Source organism: Leptolyngbya sp. NIES-2104 (genome assembly GCF_001485215.1).
In the GTDB taxonomy this organism is placed as follows: domain Bacteria; phylum Cyanobacteriota; class Cyanobacteriia; order Leptolyngbyales; family Leptolyngbyaceae; genus Leptolyngbya.
This window is the reverse complement of sequence record NZ_BBWW01000001.1, coordinates 4,620,031-4,641,254: the sequence shown is the minus strand read 5'-3', so window position 1 is coordinate 4,641,254 and position 21,224 is coordinate 4,620,031. Positions and strand designations below refer to the sequence as shown.

Genomic DNA, 21,224 nt, shown 5'->3' with positions numbered 1-21,224 from the left:
TAATATTGTACGTGCTGCGTTTCTTTTTTATCCTTAAAATGGAGCAAGTTCTATGAATTGTTGTAGATGAAAGTTAATTACGCTTCCATGCTTCAGTTCGTACATCTCTATCTTTGGATTGATGACAGTAAAAAGCTCCTGATGAGCCAACATCAGGAGCTTTTTAACAATTAGGTTCGAGATTTATCGATAGCTGATTAAGTGTAGGACATCGCGCAACACGCTAAATCCAGCCAAATCCCACAGCAGATATGCCAAGAAGCCGATCATCGCCAAGCGACCGTTCCAAAGTTCTGCTTGAGGATTCCAACCAAATAGAAATGCGTTGCGGTCTTTACCGTTGTATTCAGTAGCAACAGGAGGTAAGTCAGTGCTGTTTCGAGTTTGCATGGTATGTACTCCGAATTAGTAGTAGCTCCAACACGTTTTTGATTAACGTTCCTTCATACTAGAAACTGCACCGAAAGTTTTCCTATCTCTATGGGGTCAAGATTTGACTCTTGCTATTGACAGAATGACAATCGAACTTTTCACAGATGCAGCCTTAACCTCCTTGACCCGTCGAGGTCGATCGCTCTTCTTGCTGTCGAGCTTGTACGAGTCTCGCTCGTGCTGCTTCGATCTGTGCTCCTGGATTCACAGCAGTCCAGCCCGAATTTGTCATTTGGCGCGCTTCATAATGCAAATGCGGTCCGGTTGAAAGTCCAGTACTTCCCACCCGTCCAATGATCATTCCAGGTTGAATCTTCTCGCCTGGACGAACATAGATTTGAGACAGGTGAGCGTAGAGGGTGTCTTGCTTGCCGTTAGGTTGCTGCATGACGATCGCTAATCCATAACCGCCCATGCGATCGGCAACGGTGACTTTCCCCCCACGCGATGCAATTACAGGGGTTCCTTGTGCGGCTCCTAAATCGACTCCTGCATGGAATCGTCGAACCCCGGTCACTGGATGCCGCCGCCAACCGAATCCAGAGGTGACGGGGACAGGTTCGGGTAAGGGGTAGACAATCTGACCTTTCGCTGTGGTTTGCGGTAAGTTGCGGTTGAAGGCTTGGAGATTTTTTGGAGGGGTGACGAGTTGATCGATATATTGACCTGTGGAATCGTCGGATGCGATCGGAGAAGTCGAATTTGGAATCGGCGATCGACGTTGAATCGGTAGAGATTGAATCGCTCTCGGAACTTGAATTGTAATTGCCTGTTGTCGTGGAGAAGTTTGAGGCGCTCTTGCAACTTTGGTAGAAGGTTTTCGGGCTGCAACAGTTGGACGAGCAGGTTTTTTAACAGGTTCTTTGATCGGAGTTACACCGACTGTGCGACTTGCAGATTCAAGCGAATTGATATTGCTCAAAATCTGATCGCGCATCTCGGCTGAAATGCTTGGATCTTGAAGCAGTTTTCTCGCTTGGGCAAATCGTCGCTGAGTGGCAAGACTGTAGGCACGAGCGACTAAGGTATCACGCTGTTGAGCTTGTTTTGCTTCTCGATCTCTCGATACGATGTCGGCAAGACGTTGTTCTAAAAGCTGTTTTTGTGCCTGGCTGGGAGTGGTCGGAGCCGCTTGAATCGGAGGTTTGGGCACCGGGATTTCAATGGCTGTCGTCGGAGTTTTTGGAGCGGCTTGGGTGGCGGGTTTTGGGACGGGGATCTCGATGCCTGCTGCTTCGATTTTGGGGACGGTCTGAACGGCTGGTTTCTTCGTCGGGGTCACTGAAGGAACAGGACGCGATCGCTCAGTGAGTTTTACGGGAGTTGTTCGATTGACTGTGACGGGTTTCTTTATGGAATTGGTGACGGGTTTCGATTCGGTGACAACTGACGATTCTACAGGCTGTGGAGTCGTGACAGTTTGGGGCGTGACGGGAACTGGTTTTTGAGGAACTTGGGGAAGAGAAAGTTTTGACGTAATCGGGGTCACGGTGCTGGGGGTAGGGACTGGAGCGGGGGTAGGGGTTGCGGGAATCGAAACGAACACGGATTCCGGAGTCGCGATCGCAGAGGTTGGAGTTACAACAGAAGTCGGGGTTTGAGTTGCAGATTGCTCGATCGATTGTACCGGGACTGCTGGTTGCTTCAGTTGCTGTTGAGCAAACAGCGAAGGGATGAGTTCTAACATGAAGAATTCAGCCGATGGAGGGACATCTAGCCTGTACGCATTTCCCCGGAGATTTCAGGAAAAATCGAACGATTCTGAGTCAGTGTACGGTGATCTTCATGAATTCTTTATAGAAGTTTCCGTAAATTGGCGCGGTCTAAAGATTCGATCGACTATTCCGGAGCTATCTTTCTGCGAAAACCCCGAAGTTTCCTGCGCCAATTACGGAGGAAACTTCGATCGCTTCATGACTTAATCACTGTGAATCGATTCATCACAATCTACCTAGAGTTAGAGCGATCGACTCCGTACGAAAGAGTATCCTGGTAGACTAAGCGCTCTAACCGTGTTTGCCCAAAGCCGTTTTAACAAAACCCTTGATCATGCTGTTGAACAATCATCGAATTCTTGTCGTAGATGACATCGCAGATAATCTAGTTCTGCTCCAGACGGTTCTAGAGTCTGAGGGCTATATCGTCGAAACTGCACAGAGCGGCAAGGCTGCCTTAGATAGACTGGAACAAATTAATCCCGATATTCTTTTGCTCGATATCATGATGCCGGGATTGAATGGCTACGAAGTGACGCGCCAAGTTCGCCAGCATGAAAAATTTGCGTCAATGCCGATCGTGCTTCTAACTGCACACGATGAATTTTTCCAGAAGCCCTACCGTGAAGTAGGTGCAAATGATTTGATCCGCAAGCCGATCGATTTTGATGAGCTACTGGACAAAGTGGCGAACTACACACAGTCGCACTCACGTGTGGCTTAGTCGAATATCAGAGGGATAATGTGCGATCGCGCCTGCTCCGATTAATTGCGCGATCGTATTTCCGCCCCAAGTCACGCCAATTGATCGAGGCGTTAATGTCGTATCTGCGATCGTGTCTCCGATCACTAGCGCCGCCTCAGGCTCAACATTCAAGACTTTGCAAATCAAAAACAATAATTTCGGGTTCGGCTTACTGATTCCTGGCTGTGCGCCAATCATTCCTTGAAAGTAAGCCGATAGTTGATATTCCTCAAGAAAATCTCTAATATTCGGTTCAATATCACTAGAGAGAATTCCAAGCTTCAAGGAATTCAAAGATTGTAGTAATTCAACGATTTCAGGATATAGCGGAGTCAATGTTGCTTTGCGGGGTAATTGTTGATCGGCTTGTTGAAATGCGGATTGAACAATTGATCGCGCATCGGCACGGTTCAGAAGAGATGCGATCGCAATCTCATCGTCTTCTCGTGTTCCGATCGCCATTAATCCGGCTGGATTACCACATTCAAAGGTCGCTAGAATTTTGGATTTTAGACCAGGCACGATTGCATCAATCAATTCCGCCCGTTTTTCTGCCAAATGCCAGAGATATTGGTGAGAATTTGCCAGTGTGCCATCTTTATCGAAAATGACAGCCTCGATATTTTCAAACTGAACGCCATTACAAACAATAGTCACCATACCAATAAAAAAGAGGGATTGCTCCCTCTGTGATTGTGTTAATTACGAATCGAAACTATTCAGCTTCGATCGCTTCTGGAATCGCTTCTGGAATTGCTTCAACTTCTTCGGTCGCGACAGGCGCATCTTCAACCGCTACCGGAATCTCGATCGCAGGAATTGCAGCACCTTGAGCCTGTTGCTTCATGTTCTCGCGGTACTTCGCTGCCATCTCTTCAGCCTTGTCATAAACCACTTGCGGGTTCTTCACCATGTCACCCGGTTCTGGTTCAAGCTGCTTGGTCGAAAGCGAAATCCGCCCGCGCTCCGCATCGAGGTCAATGATCATGACTTTCACTTCGTCATTCACATTAAATACACTGTGAGGCGTATCGATGTGGTCGTGCGAAATTTCGGAAATGTGCAACAGACCGCTGACACCGCCGATATCGATAAACGCACCGTAAGGCTTGATTCCGCGAACCGTTCCGATCACGACTTCGCCCACTTCCAAACGGTTCATCTTGCGTTCAACCAGTGCCCGACGATGGCTGAGAACGAGACGGTTACGCTCTTCGTCCACTTCTAGGAACTTCAAAGGCAACTCTTCACCGACTAATTCTTCTTTGGGTTTACGAGTGCTGATGTGAGAACCGGGAATAAATCCACGTAAGCCCTCAATCCGAACCAGCGCACCACCACGATTTGTCGCAAACACGAGCGATCGTACCGTGGCATCTTCCGCCTGGAGTTGGCGAACCCGTTCCCATGCCCGCATATATTCAATGCGGCGAATCGAGAGGGTCAACTGCCCATCTTCATTCTCATCCGCCAGGATGAAAAATTCGCGTGTTTCGTTTGATTGCAGCACCTCTTCTGGGGCATCAATGCGATTGATCGACATTTCCTGAATCGGAATATATGCCGCCGTTTTCGCACCGATGTCAATCAATGCGCCTCTTGGCTCTAAGCTAAACACGGTTCCGGCGACGACATCTCCTGGACTGAAGTGATAGTCGTACTTATCCAGCAGAGCCGCGAAATCCTCGTGGGTAAAACCAACGTCCAAAGTGTTCTGATTGACCATGCTAAACGTTTCCCAGTTGTCTCCGTTAAAATTTGCCTCCTTTCGATGCAACGCACACAACTTTAATGTGCAGCCGACACCTTCCGATCGCTGGCGTTTTTCATTCGCAACGATCTATTTAGACGCATTAAGTATTCAGAAGCATCATCATAACCCAATTTGCGATGAACCGGATCTGTGATTCTGAAGTTCTGTGATGCGATTTGACCGCAAAATGAGAATGGACTGTCAGGAGCGTTTTGATGATGTTCAACGATCGAGTTGCTGTACTGGCAACAATGCACCGCAAGGAGGAAGCGATCGCGCCCATTCTCGAATCGGAATTCGGTTTGAAAGTTCAAGTTCCAACAGATTTCAATACCGATCGCTTTGGCACATTTACACGAGAAATCGCTCGATCGGGTGATCAATTAGAGGCTGCAAGAAAAAAGGCATTCGCGGCACTTGAACGGGTCGGGGGAGATTTAGCGATCGCGTCTGAAGGCAGTTTCGCCCCGCATCCTTCGTTTCCGATGCTGCCTTGTAATCGCGAAATCGTGATCTTAATTGATACATTGAATGATTTAGAAATTGTTGGAGAATCGATTTCAACCGAAACAAATTTCAATCATCGCACTGTTTCTAATTACGATGAGGCTTATCAATTTGCAATGAAAATAGGATTTCCAGAGCACAAATTAGTAGTGATTGATCAAGAAAAGATTTTGAAAGGAATTGGAGATTTTGATCAGTTAAAAGCAGCGGTTTCGAGTGGAAAAGTTCACCTCGAAACGGATATGAGAGCGATGAACAATCCAACGCGAATGAAAGCGATCGCGAAAGCTACTCTAGATTTAATAAAGAAGTTGAAACACTGCTGTCCGGAGTGTGGAACGCCTGGATTTACCGTAGCAGAAGTGAAACGGGGATTGCCCTGTAGCTGGTGTGGGAGTCCGACGGATTTGATTTTAGTGTCTGTCGATCGCTGTTCAAAGTGCGGGTTTGCACAAGAGAAAATTTCTGAACAGAAAGCTGATCCAATGTACTGTCCCTACTGCAATCCGTAGAAATCAACTCCCCATCCGGATAGAGATCCTTGCTAAGACAAACCTTCTTTTGAAAGATGTGTGAGCAAGCTGATCCCCATAGGATGATTCCAGATTTAATATTCTAGGAGTTATTCATTATGCCAACCGGAAGCGAAAGAACCCAATCAAATCCTCAAATCAGCGCTGAAGATAACCAGCTTGAAGCCGTTAATGCTGTTCAGACTCCTGAACAGCAAGCAAACTTATCTACCTCAAAATCGACTCCCGATCAAATTGCAGACAAGCGGGATGATGTTGACGAACAGAATGAAAAACTGCCTGCTGAAGTGACCGATCAGCTTTTAGACGGCTCGGATCAGGTGTTCTTGACTGCATTTAAGAATTCTCAGAAAGATGGTTTGAGCCGTGAAGCTGCAATCAAAGTGGCATGGAATAGCATCAAGCAAGGATTTGCCCGGAGTCAAGATGGAAGCTGGCATCGCAAAGGTCAGCCTGACGATCGCACCATTGGATCGGGTGTCGGTGGTAGCGCAAGCTAATTTAGACTACTAAAGAATCAGAACTCCGGCTTCTCTGATGAGGTCGGAGTTTTCGTTTGGGGCGATCCCTTTGCTGCTATCCTCATAAATGCTTACCACGGTAGAAGAACCATGCTAGACCTGACTGGAAAAAATGCACTTGTAACGGGAATCGCGAACAATCGATCGATCGCATGGGGCATCGCTCAACAGCTCCACAAAGCAGGCGCAAATATTGGCATTACGTATCTACCCGACGAGAAAGGCAAAGCAGAAAAGAAAGTCGCAGAACTCACGGAGCCGTTGAATCCGAGCTTGTTTCTGCCGCTGAATGTGCAAGATGATGCTCAGATTGAGGACGCATTTAATACAGTGCGGGACAAGTGGGGCAAGATTGATATTTTGATTCACTGTTTGGCGTTTGCGAATAAAGACGATTTATCGGGTGATTTTTCTAAAACGTCTCGGAAGGGCTTTGAAACTGCACTGGATATTAGTGCGTATTCGCTGATTCAGTTGGCAGGAGCCGCGAAACCGTTGATGACTGAGGGCGGTAGTATCGTGACTTTGACGTATTTAGGTGGCGTGAAAGTGATTCCGAACTACAACGTGATGGGAATCGCGAAAGCAGCTTTGGAAATGAATGTGCGCTATCTTGCTTCGGAACTCGGTCAAAACAATGTTCGAGTGAATGCAATTTCAGCGGGTCCAATTCGGACGTTGGCTTCGTCTGCGGTGGGTGGCATTCTCGATATGATTCACCACGTCGAAGAAGTTGCGCCGTTGCGTCGGACCGTGACGCAGATTGAGGTCGGGAATGCGGCGGCATTTTTGTGCAGTGATTTGTCGAGCGGGATTACGGGACAGGTGATTTACGTGGATGCGGGTTACGAAATTATGGGGATGACGGGATCAAAACCGGCGGAATAATGTGCGAAATCGGTGGGGTAATCCCCGAAATCCGGGTAGAGACGCGATTAGGAGCTTCGCTGCACCTTTGGTGTTCGCGTCTCTACGTCGTCGGGTAAACGCAGAATTAATCGTATTGGACTTTTCCAAATCGTGCCCACACGATCGAAATCCGTTTATCGATCAAGCAAAACCCCCCTTAATCCCGCTGCATTCGCCGCCTCGTAATCTTCCTGCAAACTATCGCCAATGTGCCACGCATTTTCAGGATCACATTGATGTTTCGCAAGCGCGATCGAGAAAATTTTCGGATCAGGTTTCGCCACTCCCGCCTCAGTCGAAATCGTGACTGAATCGAAATAATCCGCCAAATCTAACGCTCTGAGCACTTTGTACAATCGCGAATCGAAATTCGAGAGAATGCCGAGCGGAATATTGAGACTTCTGAGTTTTTGCAGGGTTGGCAACGTGTCTGGATAAATCATCCAGGGCTTAGCGGTTTCAAAGTGGAAATACAAATCCGAGAAAAAGCTGGAAAAATCCTCGAACTTGTCGAGAACCTCAGCCCGATCGAAGGTTTGTTGCGCGATCGTATTCCACCACTGCTGTTCAAGCTGGGGAATTTCTAACACATCAACACCCGGAAACGTACAGGGCGGCGAGGCTTTGAAGGCTTCGTAAAAGGCTCGATCGATTACTCCTGCATCGACTTCCACGCCGTGCTGTTGGGCAATCTCCCGATAAACTTGACCCACACTACCTCGCACCCCAAACAATGTACCAACCGCATCAAAAAATACGACATGGGGACGCTTCATGACTTTACAATCTCAAACTCAACAAGGAATACACACCGATTATTATTCCTGGTTTTGAGTTAATGCGGTAACGATCGGGCGAGTAATCCAGTTAAATCCCACTCGTAATTGGTGTCTCAAGGTCGGCATTCGATTCAGGTAGGCTAAACGGCGAACCAGATGGGCAGCAGTTCCCTCTAATTGAATGCCCAATCCGGTCAAGGTGGCTTCATTGATGCCCAATGTCATCATTTCGCCAAGATATTGATAGCGGAAGGGCAAGAGGGGTCGATCGCTCAGCGATGCCCAAAGATTCCATCCGGTGTAATCGGCTTGCTGGAATGCGGCTTGTGCGGTCGATGGAACTTGCTGATTGTCGGCATCTTTGCAGTCGGCTAAATCCCCGATCGCGAAAATCTCAGGATGATCCACCACTTGCAGAGTTGGGGTTACGATAATTTGACCGCGTGGATTCTGTTTGAGGGGCAGATTCTTCACGACTTCATGGATGCGAGTGCCGATCGTCCAAAGGACTAAATCAACCGGAATCGTATCTACCACGCCTTTGTAAAGCAGCGAAATACTATCAGCGGTGATTTCCTCGACGGATGTTTCTAAATCCGTCCAGATTCCACGAGCTTCGAGGGCTTTCGTGGCTGCTTCTCGATTATGGGGAGAAGACGATCGCAGAATTTGATCCGACAGTTCGATCAATCGAATTCGTCCGCGATTGCCTAATTTATCTGCCAATTTGCAAGCAAGTTCAACACCGCTATACCCAGCACCGACGATCGCAATCCGAATTTTATCAGCATCTGAATTTTCTAACTGTCTCAGGCGATCTTCTAATCGATAGGCATCTTGAATTGTTCTAAATGGAATCGCGAATTCTGCCGCACCCGGAACCATGTCCATCGGAGTTTCGCCGCCCATTGCGAGCACTAAGCGATCGTAATCGAGCAGTCCGCCATCTTCGATCCGCACCTGTTTCGTTTCGAGATTGATTTCCGTCACCGCCGACTGACGGAATCGAATCGACGTGCCTTCGAGTAGCTCTTCGTATGGTGGCGCGACTTCCCAGGATTGCAGTTCGCCTGTGACCAATTCGTAGAGTAAAGGGGAAAAGACAAAGCGATCGCGGGAATCCACGAGCGTAATTTCTGGTTTCTCGGTCTTTGTCCAAGGCAGATTGTGTAATCGGAGTGCAGTGTAGAGACCTCCAAAACCACCACCGAGAATACAAATTTTTGCAGGAGTGTGAGACATAAGACGAGCGCTTCGATTGGGCAACTCTCTTCATTCTAGGTGTGGATCTCTAAATTCGGAATCCTCGCAGACCCGATCGAGCGAATTTCTGCCTTTCGTCCGGTGTCTTGATAGCTAAGTGAAATTTCGAGGTAAGAATCCGGTTTGTATGCCAATCGTTCCGCCCATTCGATCGCACAAATTCCCGGTTCAACTTCGATTCCTTCCCAGTAAATTTCTGGGTAAAGCGTTGCGGTTTGCTGCGGTTCTAATCGGTACAAATCGAAGTGATAGAGCGGCACTCGTCCGGTGAGATATTCGTTAATTAGGGTGAATGTGGGGCTTTCGATCGAGTCTTTAATTCCCAAGCCTTCCCCTAACGCCTGAACGAATGAAGTTTTACCGCTGCCCAAATCGCCGTAGAGTAATAGGACAGTTCCGGCGGGTAACTGTTGACCGAATTGGCGACCGAGCGATCGCGTATCGTTGGCGGATTTTAAGTCGATCGTTGTCATAGGCTAACGTGAATAAGGTTGCTCTGTGACCAAACCTGGAATCACTTGATAATGCTTGAGATTAAATGTGCAGAGTTTAGCATCTCGACCGACAGCACAAGCGGCAATCAGCGCATCAAGTAGCCCTAACCCGTTCGACAAGTGATAAGTCGTGAAGTCTGATAAAACACGAGCGCAATCCATTTCAGTCGCCCACACGATCGACAAAGGAGCTACCAGTTTTAGGACGCTCCGAACTCGCTGCATATTTTGAGCATCCTGAATCAGTTCCATCACCACGTAACCAGGAATGCTAGGAAGTTCTTGTAACTGCTTAAACCAATCGATCGCGGGTTGATGCCCTCGTTGAATATCAATCAAAATATCCGTATCGACCAAATACATCTTTTACCGCTCTCGTGTCTCTGCTTGCTGTCTAAGCTTTCGGGCATAAAATTGACTATCGTTAATCTCTGGACGCGAAGCAATCACGCCTGCCTGCTGCCAATATTGCACCAGTTCTGCCCCTGATTTCGGCAAACTTTCCGAGTCTGGTCTTGTGCTCAGAACCCGCAGAATGTACTCATTCAGGGGCAAGTTCAATCGAGAGGCTTCTTCACAAAGTTCATGCTCTAGGTCTGACGGCAGTTCGAGGTGAAACGTCATGGGTTTTGCCCTTAATTCACAATCCTATTCTATTCAAGCTCATTGTCGCGCTCGTTCGTACCAGCGGAAAATCACCCGCGCCAATTTCCGCGAATCATGGCGCACATAGCCCGTTTCCGCATCCTCGATCATGATGTTGGCGCGAATCACCTGCCGTTCCAATTGTGCCACCGCATCCGCATCCAAATCGACTGGGTGAGATTGTTCCTGAGCATACCGCAAGAGCGCTTTGGCAGAAGGAGACGTTTTTTGCACCAATACCGAATCAAACAAGCGCCGTCCACACGCTCGATCGATAGCCCGAATATGATCCGCCACCGAATACCCGTCGGTTTCTCCCGGTTGCGTCATGATATTGCACACGTAAATGCAGGGGACTTGTCGAGCCGCGATCGCATCCGCAATTTCTGGCACTAATAAATTCGGAATGACGCTCGTGTATAAGCTTCCGGGTCCAATCACAATGTAATCAGCTTCCTCGATCGCATCTAGCGCTTTCGGCAATGCAGGCGGATTTGCAGGCTTACAGCCCATTTTGACGATCTTCCCTCGCGCCTCGGTAATATTCGATTCGCCTTCGATGTATCGCCCGTCTGCGAGTTCCGCCCAGAGTTTCACATCGCTGAGTGTTGCAGGTAAGACTTGACCGCGAATTGCTAACACTTTAGAACTCGCTGCGATCGCTCGTTCAAAATCGCCAGTAATGTCACTTAGCACCGTGAGAAACAAATTTCCGAAACTGTGCCCAACCAGTCCATCACCCGCTTTGAATCGGTATTGAAACAGTTCGGTTAATAGCTTTTCCTCGTCTGCTAGAGCCGCGATACAATTGCGAATATCTCCGGGAGGCAACACGCCAATTTCACGCCGCAATCGTCCCGATGAACCACCATCATCCGCAACTGTCACGATCGCGGTAATATTCGCGCTAAACGTCTTTAATCCCCGCAACAGCGTTGATAATCCCGTTCCGCCGCCGATCGTTACAATTTTGGCACCGCGATTTAGCTTCCGATGACTGAGCAGCACATCGACCAGTTCTTCATCTCGATCGCTCATCAGCACTTCGGTAATCGATCCAAATGTGCGTTTTTGCCCCCAGAACACGAGCAGCAACCCCGCAATCAGCACCAAAGGACCGCTGATGTAATTTGGAATCAATCGCGTCATGAGTTCCAGCAAATCGCCAGAAAACTGCATGATGTAGAACACTGGAGTCAATCGGCTCCAGATTGCGATCCCCAAAAGCACCATCAGGACTCCGCTCACGCTGATAAACATCCAGCGTTTCACCAGCAGACCCGGAGAAAGCCACTTAAACCAGTGACCGGCTCGATGCGGAAGATGACGCGAATACGATCGCGAAACGCGCAGCGAGTACGATCGCGAAACGCGCATAGCTTGTTTGAGAAATCGATTAGTCGTCATGCTGGGTTCAACCTGGCGCGAGGTGGCGTTTGATCTCGCGAATCAGCATACCCTAAGTTGTCAATTCCAACCGGGCAATCGCGATCGCGAGATTCATTGTGATTACTGACAACTACTCTGTTTTCTCCGAGTTCGCTTCGTCAACCGGGAAGAATTCACGGAAAGTTTATTAGATCCCTGTGGATATTACGGATTTAGTTAGGATTTTTTTGTGGATCAGGGGTGCGATAAATTCCAATCAATAAGCAAATAATACCGAGATTGATAAAGATGTCGGCTAAGTTAAAAATCGGAAACTGAATCCACACAAAGCGCGGAAACGGATTCGGATAAGGCACGTAAACGAACGGAACTTTAATAAAATCGACCACATGCCCCAAAACGAAGCGATCGATTCCATTCCCCAGTGCCCCGCTCAAAATCAGTCCATAGCCCCACTGTTCCCATCGCGCCATGCGTCGTCCAAACCACGCCCAAGCCATCAGCGCCACACTTGCAATCAGCGATAACCATCTCAGCACCGGACTGCCCGACAAAATCCCAAACGCCGCTCCGTCATTCACGACATAAACCCAGTGCAACACGCCGGGAATCACGCGAATTTCTTGAGGCGGAATCGTCAACGCCATCGTTTTCACCACGATTAGCTTGGTCACGCGATCGAGAATCAGTCCCACGATCGCGGCAATCCAGAAAAAGCGATTTTTCAGCATGATGTGATGGCGAGAGTAAGATCCCAATTCTCACAGAAAATCGACGCGCTTAGTAAAACATCATGCGCCGTAGTAGGAAAGCGAGAACTGCGATCGCACAAGTGACCGCCAATTGTCCCGGCAATAAATTGATCGAATACGTGAGAAATGCCTGCCAAAGAGATCCTTCTAATTTGATCCACTGCAACATCGAGCCGAGGATTAAGTAAAGAATGCCGATCGCATGAATCACAATCAAGCCACAGAATCCGCTAAACGCCAATGATTCCAATCGAGGCGGCGCTTTAAATGCCAAAAGTCCACACACCCAAGCCCCCGGAACAAATCCCAGCAAATACCCAAAACTCGGTGCGCTCAAATACTGAATTCCGCCACCCTGAGAAAACACCGGAAACCCTGCCAGTCCCAACGCCAGATAAGCGATCTGTGACATCACAGCCGCATTCTTTCCACCCAAGCACCCAATCAGCAACACCGCCCCAATCTGGTAACTCACACCGAGAAAATAGAGGGGAACCGATGGCGAATTCCAAGACACACCCGCTATCGAAGCCCGTAACAACGTTCCCCCGATCGTTAACATCAGCCCAATCAGCGCCCACAGTAAGTCAGTGAGCGTAATCCGAAATCGACGCGATCGCGCAGGTGAGCGGCGTAAAGGGGTACGGGTCATAGTCATGGAATTGTACATGGAACGATCGCCACTTTAAGAATTCGGGGCAGTGGAGATTGTATCTCAGGTCAGAATCGATGATGATAAAGAATCGTGCTTTGGCTGAATCTTATGATTGCTGCTGTTTCTTCTCGTGATCGCATCGCCCAAATTTATCATCAGCCGTTTCCGGATTTGTTATTTGAGGCGCAGCGGGTTCACCGAGAGCATCACGATCCCAGAGCCGTTCAGTTCTGCACGTTGGGCAATATCAAGAGCGGGGCTTGTCCTGAAGATTGCGGCTATTGCGCTCAGAGTATGCATCACAATACGGGACTAAAGCCGGAACCATTGATGCAGATCGATGCCGTGTTAGAAGAAGCGAAGGCAGCAAAGGCAGGCGGATCGACGCGGTTCTGTATGGGAGCAGCTTGGCGAGAAGTGCGAGACGGGTCACAGTTCGATCGCGTTTTGGAAATGGTGCGGCAAGTTGCGGCTTTAGATTTAGAAGTCTGTTGCACACTTGGAATGCTGAAACCTCATCAGGCACAGCAATTAAAAGAGGCAGGATTGACTGCGTACAATCACAATCTCGATACGTCTGAGGAGTACTACAGCAAAATTATCAGCACTCGGACGTATCAAGATCGACTTGAAACGATTCGAGCGGTAAGCGATGCGGGAATTTCGGTGTGCTGTGGTGGCATTGTCGGATTAGGAGAAACGATCGACGATCGCTTATCGCTCCTCGAAACCCTGACCACTTTTGATCCGCCCCCCGAATCGATTCCAATCAATGCGCTCATTCCGATCGATGGAACACCCTTAGAGACTGCAAAACCGATCGATGGAATTGCCCTTGTCCGCATGATTGCCACGACTCGAATTCTCTTTCCGTCTGCAATGGTGCGCTTGTCCGCCGGTCGAACCGAGATGAGCGATGAACTGCAAGCGATGTGTTTCTTTGCGGGCGCGAATTCGATCTTTACGGGTGCGAAACTGCTAACGGCTCCGAATCCAGAGCGATCGCACGATGAGGAACTGATTATCGATCGGTTGGGGATGATTCCAAAACCGCTTTAACTCCAGAGCCGCTGAATCGGATAGGCATCTAAGATAGTGTCTCGGCTGACGAGGACGATGGAATGTCTGATGGCTTGGGCGACGAGCATTCGATCAAACGGATCGCGGTGATGGAGTGGAAGAGAACGATAGATAGCTGTATCTTGAAAAACGATCGGGAAAATTGTGATTCCTGATGCAGCAATATCTGAATCGAGAGACTCGAAAGGAGTGCGTAAAGTCAGTTTGTTGATGCTGAGTTTGATAGCGATTTCCCAGAGAGAAACAATGCTGGCAAAAACGGTATCTGTAGCCTCAATTTGCTGTTTGACGGAGAAAGGCAAATTCTCATCGTCGCTGAGAAACCAGAGTAGTGTATGCGTATCAAGTAGCATTCAAAATTAACCTTACATATAATCTTTCATGTCTTCTGGAGGAGCATCGAAGTCATCTGACATGATGATTTTGCCTTTCAGCAGTCCTGCTTTTCGCTTTTTCTGCGGAGCGATCGCTTCATCGGTTTTTTCGGCATATCGATCGCTCAAGAATTCAATGTAGTGGATGATTTCCTGTTGAAGCGATTCCGGCAGTTTTTCAAGTCGCTCTAGAATTTCTGTTTTCAACATAATCTTCCTCTAATTCTATTTTCATAATAACGGCGTGGCGATGAGACACGCTAAACGCGCAACTGGGCGAAGTAGTCGGGGAGTTCGCGGTGGAGAAATCGATCGCGATTTACTTTATCAGTCCGCTCACATCAATTCACTTTTCAATCCGATAAAATTCTGTACAGTCGCTGGAAGAAGCACTTGAATTGCAAATCGGGGAACTGACATGACAGAAGCACTATTAATTAACCTGGGACAATTTGATGATTCCAGCATTCCTGCCCTGTCTGCTACCACTCACGATGTTGAAGCCCTTCAAGAACTGCTCCTTGCGGGTGCGAATTCGATCTTTACGGGTGCGAAACTGCTAACGGCTCCGAATCCAGAGCGATCGCACGATGAAGAACTGATTATCGATCGGTTGGGGATGATTCCGAAACCGCTCTAACTCCAGAGCCGCTGAATCGGATAGGCATCTAAGATTGTGTCTCGGCTGACGAGGACAAGGGAATGTTTGACGGCTTGAGCGATGAGCATTCGATCAAACGGATCGCGGTGATGAAGTGGAAGGTTAAGATACTGCTGAATATCCTCAAATTGAATGGGTAAGATTTCAATCTGAAACTCATCTAATGAATTTCGCAAATCATCGAAGGAAGATTGCAGATCTAGCTTGCCGAGTCCAAGTTTTATCGCAATCTCCCACAGGCTGACGATGCTGACATGAAGCGTGTTTTCAGTAGATTCAAGAATTTCTGCGACTGTGCGACTCAAGTTTCGATCATTCTGCAAATACCACAGGAAGGTATGGGTATCAAGCAATAAGTTCATCGTCTGGTGTGGTCTTACATGTAGTCTCTGAAATCTTCTAGCGGAGCATCAAAATCGTCTGACATGATGATTTTGCCTTTCCATGAGCCAAGTGCACCCCGTTTTTTAGGCTTTTCTTCTGAAGGGGTTTGAGCATATCGAGCCTTGAGAAATTCGACGTAGTGCAACACTTCTTGCTGAAGCGGCTCAGGTAGTTGTTGCAGGCTTTTCAGAATTTCTGTTTGTAACATAGTAACTTGTTTGTAGTTTTATTCTTATGATAACGGCGAGACGATGTGCCAAGCTAAACGCGCAACTGGATAAAGTAGTCGAGGAGTTCGCGGTGGAGAAAACGATCGCGATTCACTTTATCAGTCCGCTCACATCAATTCACTTTTCAATCCGATAAAATTCTGTACAATCGCTGGAAGAAGCACTTGAATTGCAAATCGGGGAACTGACATGACAGAAGCACTATTGATTAACCTGGGACAATTTGATGATTCCAGTATTTCTGCTCTGTCTGCTACCACTCACGATGTCGAAGCCCTTCAAGAACTGCTTCGTCGTCCAGACATCGGTGCCAGTCGAACGGATGATGTCATGATGCTGGCAAATCCGACCCTCAGACAAGTTCGAGAAACGATCGAGACTTTTTGCACTCTGCGCGATCCAGAAGAAACCGCACTAATTTACATTTCTGGTCACGCCATCCTAAATGACCAAGGACAACTCTTTTTCCCTTGTCGCGATACGATTCGAGCCAATTTAGAACTTACGGGTTACTCACTTTCTGAATTAAAATCTGAACTCGAAGCTTGTCGATCGCATCAAGAAGTCGTCGTTCTCGACTGTTGTTTCACAGGCACATTTGCGAAAGGAATGATTTCAGATCAGGACTTTCAAGCGATCGCACAAGATTTCAGCAGCGTTCGTCGGGCATTACTAACTTCACCGACCTTGATCGATTATTCGATCGAACACAAATCCAAACGGTATTCTACATACACGCAATTTCTACTTGATGCTTTAGAAACTGGAATGGCGGATGGTGGCGCGAATCAGCCGCTCGATGGAACCGTTAACGTCAGCGAACTGCATTCGTACATTGATAAACATCTGGAATACACACATCCTGCACTGTCTCCCACGCTTCACAGCAAAGGAGACGGCTATGCGATGGTGATTGTGTATGCGCCTTATCTCGAATTTCGTAGACAAGCGATCGCGCTTGCAAGTCAGGGAGAAATTTCGATCGTCGGTCACAACATTCTGCAAGCGCGTCAGGTCAAAGAAGGCATTCCACAAGCGGTTGCCAGTGCGATTCGAGAAGATGCGATGTTGCCGCATCGATTGATGCAGGAAAAACAGCGACAATTCGATCGCATTCGCGAAGAAGTCAGTCAGCGGGAATCTCCACTCAGCGACAATACCCAAGCTGAGTTATTACAGCTTCGCCAAGAATTTGAACTGCCCGCGAATCCGTTTGCGACTGAACCGATTCCGGCTGTGACATTTGTGGCTGAACCTGCTGTGACTCAACCTGTAACTGAAGAACCTGTCGCGATTCCAGTTGAGGCAACCGTGGAAAGCGACACACCGCTTGAAAGTTCGGGTGGGAATCGACTGACTCAGTTTCTCCGTGAGCGGCGATTACTGCGATCGCCCGATGAAGAAGTTGAACCTGCTAATGATCCGGCTTCTCGATTTTTGCAAGAGCGCAACATTTCGCCGGAACTTGTCCGGTTAGGATTAGCAAGCTTAGCGGTGTTAGCTTTATTTGGTGCGGTGCTTTGGGCATTGTTCCAGCCTTTTCCGGGATCGCGTCCTCAGATCGCCAGTGCAGAAGGCTGGTTTAATGAAGGCACTCAGAGAGCACAATCGGGAAATCGTAATGCAGCGATCGAAGCCTACACGAATGCAATCAATCTCAGCCCGACTCCCGCCAATCGCGCCGCCAATCTCTACTACAATCGCGGCATCGAATACGCGAACAATGGCAATGTAAATGCGGCATTTTCTGACTATAACGAGGCAATCCGGCTCGATCCAGCGCTGGCAGATGCGTATTTTAATCGAGCAAATCTGGCAGCCAGACGAGGCGATAAATCCTCAGCGCTCAAAGATTATCGAGTAGCGGAACGGCTTTATCAACAGCAGAACAATCCAAAAGCGCAACAAGAAGCAGCAAACGCAATTCGATCGCTGCAACAAACTAACCCCTAAGAATCGCTTGAAAAATCAGTAAGCCGTTGGCGATCGCGAAAGAGATGGTAAAGAGCGGGAAGCACAATCGTCGATCGAACTTTAATGCTTGCTCGGCGCGTTTTCTCTCGACTAGCCAATGAGAATAAATCGAGGCTGCAACCGCACAAAAGATATACATAAGAGTCGTAATGTGAATTTTATCAACTAAGGTCAATTGCTCAGTTCGCCCCAAAATATTTTCCATGCCTCGGATATTCACAAGCGTGGCAAACATTGCTGTACTCAGTAAACCGATTCGCGAACTAAGGAATCCACTGTCCGTAAAATAGAACGACAGCAAAGTAATCAATGCGGCTGCATAAACACCCGCTGTGACTTTGAGAAACGTAATGACTTTGTAGCGCTGAATTTTGATCTCAATGTCCATGCCAGTGTATTCACTTCTTCCGGTCGTTAGCTCTGGATCACCAAAAGTCGATTCATACAGGCTTGTTTTTGGAGTGATCTGAAAGTCTGTGATTCGCCAGCCTTCGACCCGCATTTTGTTCCGATAACGAGAATTTTTAAGGTCAGGTGCATACACGAAAGCAGACGTATCAAAGGTAGATTCTTCGAGTTGAATTTTTAGCGTATGTCGATCGAAGGGATAGTTTCGCACGTCCCAAGGATGCGCGAGTGTGGCTTTGATTTTTTCCTGTGTCCAATACACTTTATCTTGCGCTTGAAAATTTCCGGTTTTGTCTTTGCGCTCGGTAACGCTGTTGTACATTTTTTCGATTTTGACTGCGTTGACAAATTCGATGTTTTTGATTGGATCTAAGTCTTTGGATGGGCACACGCTCCAGAGCCAAAAATCTGCTCCAAACGCTTTTGTGGCAGGTTCTAGGTCACGGAGTGCGGTGATGTATGTGCCCATGCGACAGGTTTTGGGTTGAGCAGCCAAGGCATCCGTCATCTGACTGCACCAGAACAGGAAGATGAACAAAATGACGATCGAGAATTGTTTCAGTCTGAGCTTGAAGGTTGGAGCCAACATAGATTCATAAGGAATTCGACTACGAATGCCAGGTTGCCCAAAACGCCTCGTGAATTTTGCGGATCAAGGATCGTAATTTCACGAGGATCTGGGTAAATTTCGCGATCGAATTAAGCATTTTTTCGAGCTACCGCCTCAGTTTTTGACAGTACGATTCAGGCAAACTCTCTGTAATTCAACGATGAAACATAAAACAAGTCTCTTGCCTTTGGGTGCGACGGGAGCAGCGATCGTTTCTATGGGTTGGGCGATCCCAGCTCATGCACTAGCGGTGTTTGGCAACAACATTCTTCCGATTACTAATACCAACTCTACTGTGATTAACGATAGCAACGTTGATCCAAATACTGGACAGTCCTCTCCACAGCGAAAAGCTGTAGGCTTTACCACCAATAGTCGAGAATGGACTCTCAACACCGTCACGTTAGGATTAGTCAGCCTTGATTTGGGAGATGTTCCGATCGTCGAACTTCGCTCTAACAACAATGGCGATCCTGGAACGACTGTGGTTTCGCTGTCTCGTACAACTGCCCTGCCCGGAAATGGAGGACGGCGGAACTTCATTTTCACTCCCACGGCTACTACCACATTGTCACCCAACACAACCTACTGGCTGTATCTGAGTGGCGGTACTTACAACTGGTTTGAAAATGGTCCAGTCGATCAAGACGGTGTTGCACTCGAAGATGCAAACGGGAATGCCCTTCCTGGCGATCTGCCGACTGCGTTAAACGGCTCAGGATGGTCATCTCAGGGATACAAATTCACGGGTAATGGCTCTTTGAATTGGGGCGAGGGTAATGGTCTTAGAAACGCTTTCAGGATCGATGCCACTGAGATCACTCCAGTTCCATTTGCATTCACGCCGATTCCTGGGCTAATCGTGTCGGGAATTATCGGTGGCGTGAGACGCGCCAGAAACAAAGCGAAAAGTACGGCTGAAGCCTAGACGACAGGCTGAAGAGTTGAGGAGAGCGATCGACCTAATTAAGTACGATCGCTCTTTTTTCAATTCGCTACAAATCTTACAGAATCAATCTAGAATGAGGGTCTGAGTTTATTCCCTCTTGTCGCCCATGACTGCTTCTCGTCGCTATCACATCACGACATTCGGCTGCCAAATGAACAAAGCAGACTCCGAACGCATGGCTGGAATTTTAGAAACAATGGGCTTTGAATGGTCAGAAGAACCGAATGAAGCTGATTTAATTCTCTACAATACCTGCACGATTCGCGATAATGCGGAGCAGAAAGTTTATTCGTATCTAGGACGGCAAGCGCAACGCAAACAAGAAAATCCTGATATTACGATCGTGATTGCTGGCTGTGTCGCGCAACAGGAAGGAGAGAGCCTTTTACGTCGCGTCCCGGAACTCGATCTAGTTATGGGTCCGCAATACGCGAATCAGCTCGAAGATTTGCTCGAACAAGTGTTTAACGGAAATCAGGTCGTTGCAACCGATCCGATTCACATTGTCGAAGATATTACGAAACCAAGACGCGATAGTGAAGTCACCGCGTGGGTGAATGTGATCTACGGCTGCAATGAACGCTGCACATACTGCGTGGTTCCGAGTGTGCGCGGCGTGGAACAGTCTCGCACCCCTGAAGCGATTCGGGCAGAAATTGAATCGTTAGCCGCTCAGGGTTACAAGGAAATTACGTTGCTCGGTCAGAACATTGATGCGTATGGACGCGATTTACCGGGTGCAACTCCAGAAGGGCGACACCTGCACACGTTCACGGATTTGCTCTACTTTGTGCACGATGTGGAAGGCATCGATCGCATTCGTTTCGCGACAAGCCATCCGCGTTATTTCACCGAACGATTAATTCGCGCTTGTGCTGAGTTGCCGAAGGTCTGTGAGCATTTTCATATTCCATTTCAGTCGGGTGATAATGAAGTGCTAAGGGCAATGTCTCGCGGCTATACGCACGAGCGGTATCGTCGAATTATCGATACGATTCGCGAATATATGCCCGATGCGTCGATTAGTGCCGATGCGATCGTTGGATTTCCCGGCGAAACTGAAGAGCAATTCCAAAATACGCTAAAACTCGTGGAAGACATTGGTTTTGATTTGATCAATACTGCCGCTTATTCTCCACGTCCGGGAACCCCTGCCGCAATTTGGGAGAATCAGTTATCTGAGGAAGTGAAAGCCGATCGATTACAGCGCTTCAATCGATTAGTGTCGCAAATGGCAGCCGAACGTTCTCAACGCTATGCAGGACGAATTGAGGAAGTCTTGGTCGAGGCGCAAAACCCGAAGAATCCGACTCAGGTCATGGGACGGACACGCGGCAATCGATTGACCTTTTTTGCAGGCTCGATCGACGAACTGCGCGGAAAATTAGTCAAAGTCAAAATTACCGAAGTTCGCCCATTCAGCTTGACTGGACAGGCGCTAATCGAAGCTCGGCTATAAGAA

General features: G+C 48.1%; 26 protein-coding genes. 9 read left to right on the top strand and 17 right to left on the bottom strand.

Features of this window, described 5'->3' with window-relative positions; genetic code table 11:
- Positions 1–183: 183 nt before the first annotated feature.
- Together NIES2104_RS22315 and NIES2104_RS33080 are read right to left on the bottom strand one after the other, a co-directional pair.
- Positions 184–390 (bottom strand): chlorophyll a/b-binding protein, encoded by a 207-nt coding sequence (locus NIES2104_RS22315; protein ID WP_059000457.1) that lies wholly within the window; start codon positions 388–390, stop codon positions 184–186.
- A gap of 154 nt (positions 391–544) precedes the next feature.
- The gene (locus NIES2104_RS33080) at positions 545–2,119 is read right to left on the bottom strand and encodes a M23 family metallopeptidase (RefSeq protein WP_059000455.1); all 1,575 of its coding nucleotides are present in this window, start codon (positions 2,117–2,119) and stop codon (positions 545–547) included.
- Positions 2,120–2,481: 362 nt separating this feature from the next.
- Between NIES2104_RS33080 and NIES2104_RS22305 the strand changes: the two genes are divergently transcribed.
- The gene (locus NIES2104_RS22305; RefSeq protein ID WP_059000454.1) at positions 2,482–2,871 is read left to right on the top strand and encodes a response regulator; all 390 of its coding nucleotides are present in this window, start codon (positions 2,482–2,484) and stop codon (positions 2,869–2,871) included.
- On the opposite strand, the gene NIES2104_RS22300 is transcribed toward NIES2104_RS22305, so the two are convergent.
- Together NIES2104_RS22300 and NIES2104_RS22295 are read right to left on the bottom strand one after the other, a co-directional pair.
- Positions 2,857–3,552 (bottom strand): HAD family hydrolase, encoded by a 696-nt coding sequence (locus tag NIES2104_RS22300; protein WP_059000452.1) that lies wholly within the window; start codon positions 3,550–3,552, stop codon positions 2,857–2,859. The genes NIES2104_RS22305 and NIES2104_RS22300 overlap by 15 nt on opposite strands.
- Positions 3,553–3,607: 55 nt before the next feature.
- Positions 3,608–4,618, bottom strand: a complete 1,011-nt coding sequence (locus tag NIES2104_RS22295; protein WP_059000451.1) for a 30S ribosomal protein S1 — start codon at positions 4,616–4,618, stop codon at positions 3,608–3,610.
- A gap of 242 nt (positions 4,619–4,860) precedes the next feature.
- Between NIES2104_RS22295 and NIES2104_RS22290 the strand changes: the two genes are divergently transcribed.
- From NIES2104_RS22290 to fabI, 3 genes are all read left to right on the top strand, one after another.
- The gene (locus NIES2104_RS22290) at positions 4,861–5,664 is read left to right on the top strand and encodes a zinc ribbon domain-containing protein (protein ID WP_059000449.1); all 804 of its coding nucleotides are present in this window, start codon (positions 4,861–4,863) and stop codon (positions 5,662–5,664) included.
- 119 nt (positions 5,665–5,783) lie between these two features.
- Positions 5,784–6,185: a ChaB family protein gene (locus NIES2104_RS22285; protein WP_059000448.1), complete on the top strand. Its 402-nt coding sequence runs from the start codon at positions 5,784–5,786 to the stop codon at positions 6,183–6,185.
- 111 nt (positions 6,186–6,296) lie between these two features.
- A complete protein-coding gene (gene fabI / locus NIES2104_RS22280) occupies positions 6,297–7,094 on the top strand; it encodes an enoyl-ACP reductase FabI (RefSeq protein ID WP_059000446.1) in 798 nt (265 codons plus the stop codon).
- Positions 7,095–7,249: 155 nt separating this feature from the next.
- Here fabI and NIES2104_RS22275 read toward each other — a convergent pair whose 3' ends face one another.
- From NIES2104_RS22275 to NIES2104_RS22240, 8 genes are all read right to left on the bottom strand, one after another.
- The gene (locus tag NIES2104_RS22275; RefSeq protein ID WP_059000444.1) at positions 7,250–7,891 is read right to left on the bottom strand and encodes an HAD family hydrolase; all 642 of its coding nucleotides are present in this window, start codon (positions 7,889–7,891) and stop codon (positions 7,250–7,252) included.
- A gap of 42 nt (positions 7,892–7,933) precedes the next feature.
- Entirely contained in the window at positions 7,934–9,136 is a 1,203-nt protein-coding gene (locus tag NIES2104_RS22270; RefSeq protein ID WP_059000442.1) for an NAD(P)/FAD-dependent oxidoreductase, read from the bottom strand.
- Positions 9,137–9,171: 35 nt separating this feature from the next.
- On the bottom strand, positions 9,172–9,630 hold the full coding sequence (gene tsaE / locus NIES2104_RS22265) for a tRNA (adenosine(37)-N6)-threonylcarbamoyltransferase complex ATPase subunit type 1 TsaE (RefSeq protein ID WP_059000440.1): 459 nt from the start codon (positions 9,628–9,630) through the stop codon (positions 9,172–9,174).
- Positions 9,631–9,633: 3 nt separating this feature from the next.
- Positions 9,634–10,014: a PIN domain-containing protein gene (locus tag NIES2104_RS22260; protein WP_059000438.1), complete on the bottom strand. Its 381-nt coding sequence runs from the start codon at positions 10,012–10,014 to the stop codon at positions 9,634–9,636.
- A 3-nt stretch (positions 10,015–10,017) separates the two neighbouring features.
- Entirely contained in the window at positions 10,018–10,275 is a 258-nt protein-coding gene (locus NIES2104_RS22255; RefSeq protein ID WP_059000436.1) for a hypothetical protein, read from the bottom strand.
- 39 nt (positions 10,276–10,314) lie between these two features.
- Positions 10,315–11,703 (bottom strand): gluconeogenesis factor YvcK family protein, encoded by a 1,389-nt coding sequence (gene yvcK, locus NIES2104_RS22250; protein ID WP_082690061.1) that lies wholly within the window; start codon positions 11,701–11,703, stop codon positions 10,315–10,317.
- Positions 11,704–11,897: 194 nt separating this feature from the next.
- A complete protein-coding gene (gene lspA / locus NIES2104_RS22245; RefSeq protein WP_059000435.1) occupies positions 11,898–12,416 on the bottom strand; it encodes a signal peptidase II in 519 nt (172 codons plus the stop codon).
- A gap of 49 nt (positions 12,417–12,465) precedes the next feature.
- Entirely contained in the window at positions 12,466–13,089 is a 624-nt protein-coding gene (locus NIES2104_RS22240) for a biotin transporter BioY (RefSeq protein WP_082690060.1), read from the bottom strand.
- A gap of 111 nt (positions 13,090–13,200) precedes the next feature.
- On the opposite strand from NIES2104_RS22240, the gene bioB reads away from it, so the two are divergent.
- Positions 13,201–14,151 (top strand): biotin synthase BioB, encoded by a 951-nt coding sequence (gene bioB / locus NIES2104_RS22235; RefSeq protein WP_059000434.1) that lies wholly within the window; start codon positions 13,201–13,203, stop codon positions 14,149–14,151.
- On the opposite strand, the gene NIES2104_RS22230 is transcribed toward bioB, so the two are convergent.
- Positions 14,148–14,525, bottom strand: coding sequence for a type II toxin-antitoxin system VapC family toxin (locus NIES2104_RS22230; protein WP_059000433.1), 378 nt, complete (start codon positions 14,523–14,525; stop codon positions 14,148–14,150). The two genes, bioB and NIES2104_RS22230, sit on opposite strands and share 4 nt — an antisense overlap.
- 12 nt (positions 14,526–14,537) lie before the next feature.
- A complete protein-coding gene (locus tag NIES2104_RS22225; RefSeq protein ID WP_059000431.1) occupies positions 14,538–14,756 on the bottom strand; it encodes a DUF2281 domain-containing protein in 219 nt (72 codons plus the stop codon).
- 208 nt (positions 14,757–14,964) lie between these two features.
- On the opposite strand from NIES2104_RS22225, the gene NIES2104_RS33565 reads away from it, so the two are divergent.
- A complete protein-coding gene (locus NIES2104_RS33565) occupies positions 14,965–15,186 on the top strand; it encodes a hypothetical protein (RefSeq protein WP_059000429.1) in 222 nt (73 codons plus the stop codon).
- On the opposite strand, the gene NIES2104_RS22215 is transcribed toward NIES2104_RS33565, so the two are convergent.
- Together NIES2104_RS22215 and NIES2104_RS22210 are read right to left on the bottom strand one after the other, a co-directional pair.
- Positions 15,183–15,569, bottom strand: coding sequence for a type II toxin-antitoxin system VapC family toxin (locus NIES2104_RS22215; RefSeq protein ID WP_059000427.1), 387 nt, complete (start codon positions 15,567–15,569; stop codon positions 15,183–15,185). The genes NIES2104_RS33565 and NIES2104_RS22215 overlap by 4 nt on opposite strands.
- Positions 15,570–15,583: 14 nt before the next feature.
- Positions 15,584–15,799 (bottom strand): DUF2281 domain-containing protein, encoded by a 216-nt coding sequence (locus tag NIES2104_RS22210; RefSeq protein ID WP_059000424.1) that lies wholly within the window; start codon positions 15,797–15,799, stop codon positions 15,584–15,586.
- Between the two features lie 211 nt (positions 15,800–16,010).
- Between NIES2104_RS22210 and NIES2104_RS22205 the strand changes: the two genes are divergently transcribed.
- Positions 16,011–17,774, top strand: a complete 1,764-nt coding sequence (locus NIES2104_RS22205; protein WP_059000422.1) for a tetratricopeptide repeat protein — start codon at positions 16,011–16,013, stop codon at positions 17,772–17,774.
- On the opposite strand, the gene NIES2104_RS22200 is transcribed toward NIES2104_RS22205, so the two are convergent.
- Entirely contained in the window at positions 17,764–18,792 is a 1,029-nt protein-coding gene (locus NIES2104_RS22200) for a hypothetical protein (protein WP_059000420.1), read from the bottom strand. The two genes, NIES2104_RS22205 and NIES2104_RS22200, sit on opposite strands and share 11 nt — an antisense overlap.
- Before the next feature lie 181 nt (positions 18,793–18,973).
- On the opposite strand from NIES2104_RS22200, the gene NIES2104_RS22195 reads away from it, so the two are divergent.
- Together NIES2104_RS22195 and miaB are read left to right on the top strand one after the other, a co-directional pair.
- On the top strand, positions 18,974–19,741 hold the full coding sequence (locus tag NIES2104_RS22195; RefSeq protein ID WP_059000418.1) for a choice-of-anchor R domain-containing protein: 768 nt from the start codon (positions 18,974–18,976) through the stop codon (positions 19,739–19,741).
- Between the two features lie 127 nt (positions 19,742–19,868).
- Entirely contained in the window at positions 19,869–21,221 is a 1,353-nt protein-coding gene (gene miaB / locus NIES2104_RS22190; RefSeq protein WP_059000416.1) for a tRNA (N6-isopentenyl adenosine(37)-C2)-methylthiotransferase MiaB, read from the top strand.
- Positions 21,222–21,224: the final 3 nt, after the last annotated feature.

Coding starts and splice junctions, on each gene's coding strand:
- NIES2104_RS22315 (WP_059000457.1), bottom strand. CDS start 390: ATGCAAACTCGAAACAGCACTGACTTACCTCCTGTTGCTACTGAATAC.
- NIES2104_RS33080 (WP_059000455.1), bottom strand. CDS start 2,119: ATGTTAGAACTCATCCCTTCGCTGTTTGCTCAACAGCAACTGAAGCAA.
- NIES2104_RS22305 (WP_059000454.1), top strand. CDS start 2,482: ATGCTGTTGAACAATCATCGAATTCTTGTCGTAGATGACATCGCAGAT.
- NIES2104_RS22300 (WP_059000452.1), bottom strand. CDS start 3,552: ATGGTGACTATTGTTTGTAATGGCGTTCAGTTTGAAAATATCGAGGCT.
- NIES2104_RS22295 (WP_059000451.1), bottom strand. CDS start 4,618: ATGGTCAATCAGAACACTTTGGACGTTGGTTTTACCCACGAGGATTTC.
- NIES2104_RS22290 (WP_059000449.1), top strand. CDS start 4,861: ATGATGTTCAACGATCGAGTTGCTGTACTGGCAACAATGCACCGCAAG.
- NIES2104_RS22285 (WP_059000448.1), top strand. CDS start 5,784: ATGCCAACCGGAAGCGAAAGAACCCAATCAAATCCTCAAATCAGCGCT.
- fabI (WP_059000446.1), top strand. CDS start 6,297: ATGCTAGACCTGACTGGAAAAAATGCACTTGTAACGGGAATCGCGAAC.
- NIES2104_RS22275 (WP_059000444.1), bottom strand. CDS start 7,891: ATGAAGCGTCCCCATGTCGTATTTTTTGATGCGGTTGGTACATTGTTT.
- NIES2104_RS22270 (WP_059000442.1), bottom strand. CDS start 9,136: ATGTCTCACACTCCTGCAAAAATTTGTATTCTCGGTGGTGGTTTTGGA.
- tsaE (WP_059000440.1), bottom strand. CDS start 9,630: ATGACAACGATCGACTTAAAATCCGCCAACGATACGCGATCGCTCGGT.
- NIES2104_RS22260 (WP_059000438.1), bottom strand. CDS start 10,014: ATGTATTTGGTCGATACGGATATTTTGATTGATATTCAACGAGGGCAT.
- NIES2104_RS22255 (WP_059000436.1), bottom strand. CDS start 10,275: ATGACGTTTCACCTCGAACTGCCGTCAGACCTAGAGCATGAACTTTGT.
- yvcK (WP_082690061.1), bottom strand. CDS start 11,703: ATGACGACTAATCGATTTCTCAAACAAGCTATGCGCGTTTCGCGATCG.
- lspA (WP_059000435.1), bottom strand. CDS start 12,416: ATGCTGAAAAATCGCTTTTTCTGGATTGCCGCGATCGTGGGACTGATT.
- NIES2104_RS22240 (WP_082690060.1), bottom strand. CDS start 13,089: ATGACCCGTACCCCTTTACGCCGCTCACCTGCGCGATCGCGTCGATTT.
- bioB (WP_059000434.1), top strand. CDS start 13,201: ATGATTGCTGCTGTTTCTTCTCGTGATCGCATCGCCCAAATTTATCAT.
- NIES2104_RS22230 (WP_059000433.1), bottom strand. CDS start 14,525: ATGCTACTTGATACGCATACACTACTCTGGTTTCTCAGCGACGATGAG.
- NIES2104_RS22225 (WP_059000431.1), bottom strand. CDS start 14,756: ATGTTGAAAACAGAAATTCTAGAGCGACTTGAAAAACTGCCGGAATCG.
- NIES2104_RS33565 (WP_059000429.1), top strand. CDS start 14,965: ATGACAGAAGCACTATTAATTAACCTGGGACAATTTGATGATTCCAGC.
- NIES2104_RS22215 (WP_059000427.1), bottom strand. CDS start 15,569: ATGAACTTATTGCTTGATACCCATACCTTCCTGTGGTATTTGCAGAAT.
- NIES2104_RS22210 (WP_059000424.1), bottom strand. CDS start 15,799: ATGTTACAAACAGAAATTCTGAAAAGCCTGCAACAACTACCTGAGCCG.
- NIES2104_RS22205 (WP_059000422.1), top strand. CDS start 16,011: ATGACAGAAGCACTATTGATTAACCTGGGACAATTTGATGATTCCAGT.
- NIES2104_RS22200 (WP_059000420.1), bottom strand. CDS start 18,792: ATGTTGGCTCCAACCTTCAAGCTCAGACTGAAACAATTCTCGATCGTC.
- NIES2104_RS22195 (WP_059000418.1), top strand. CDS start 18,974: ATGAAACATAAAACAAGTCTCTTGCCTTTGGGTGCGACGGGAGCAGCG.
- miaB (WP_059000416.1), top strand. CDS start 19,869: ATGACTGCTTCTCGTCGCTATCACATCACGACATTCGGCTGCCAAATG.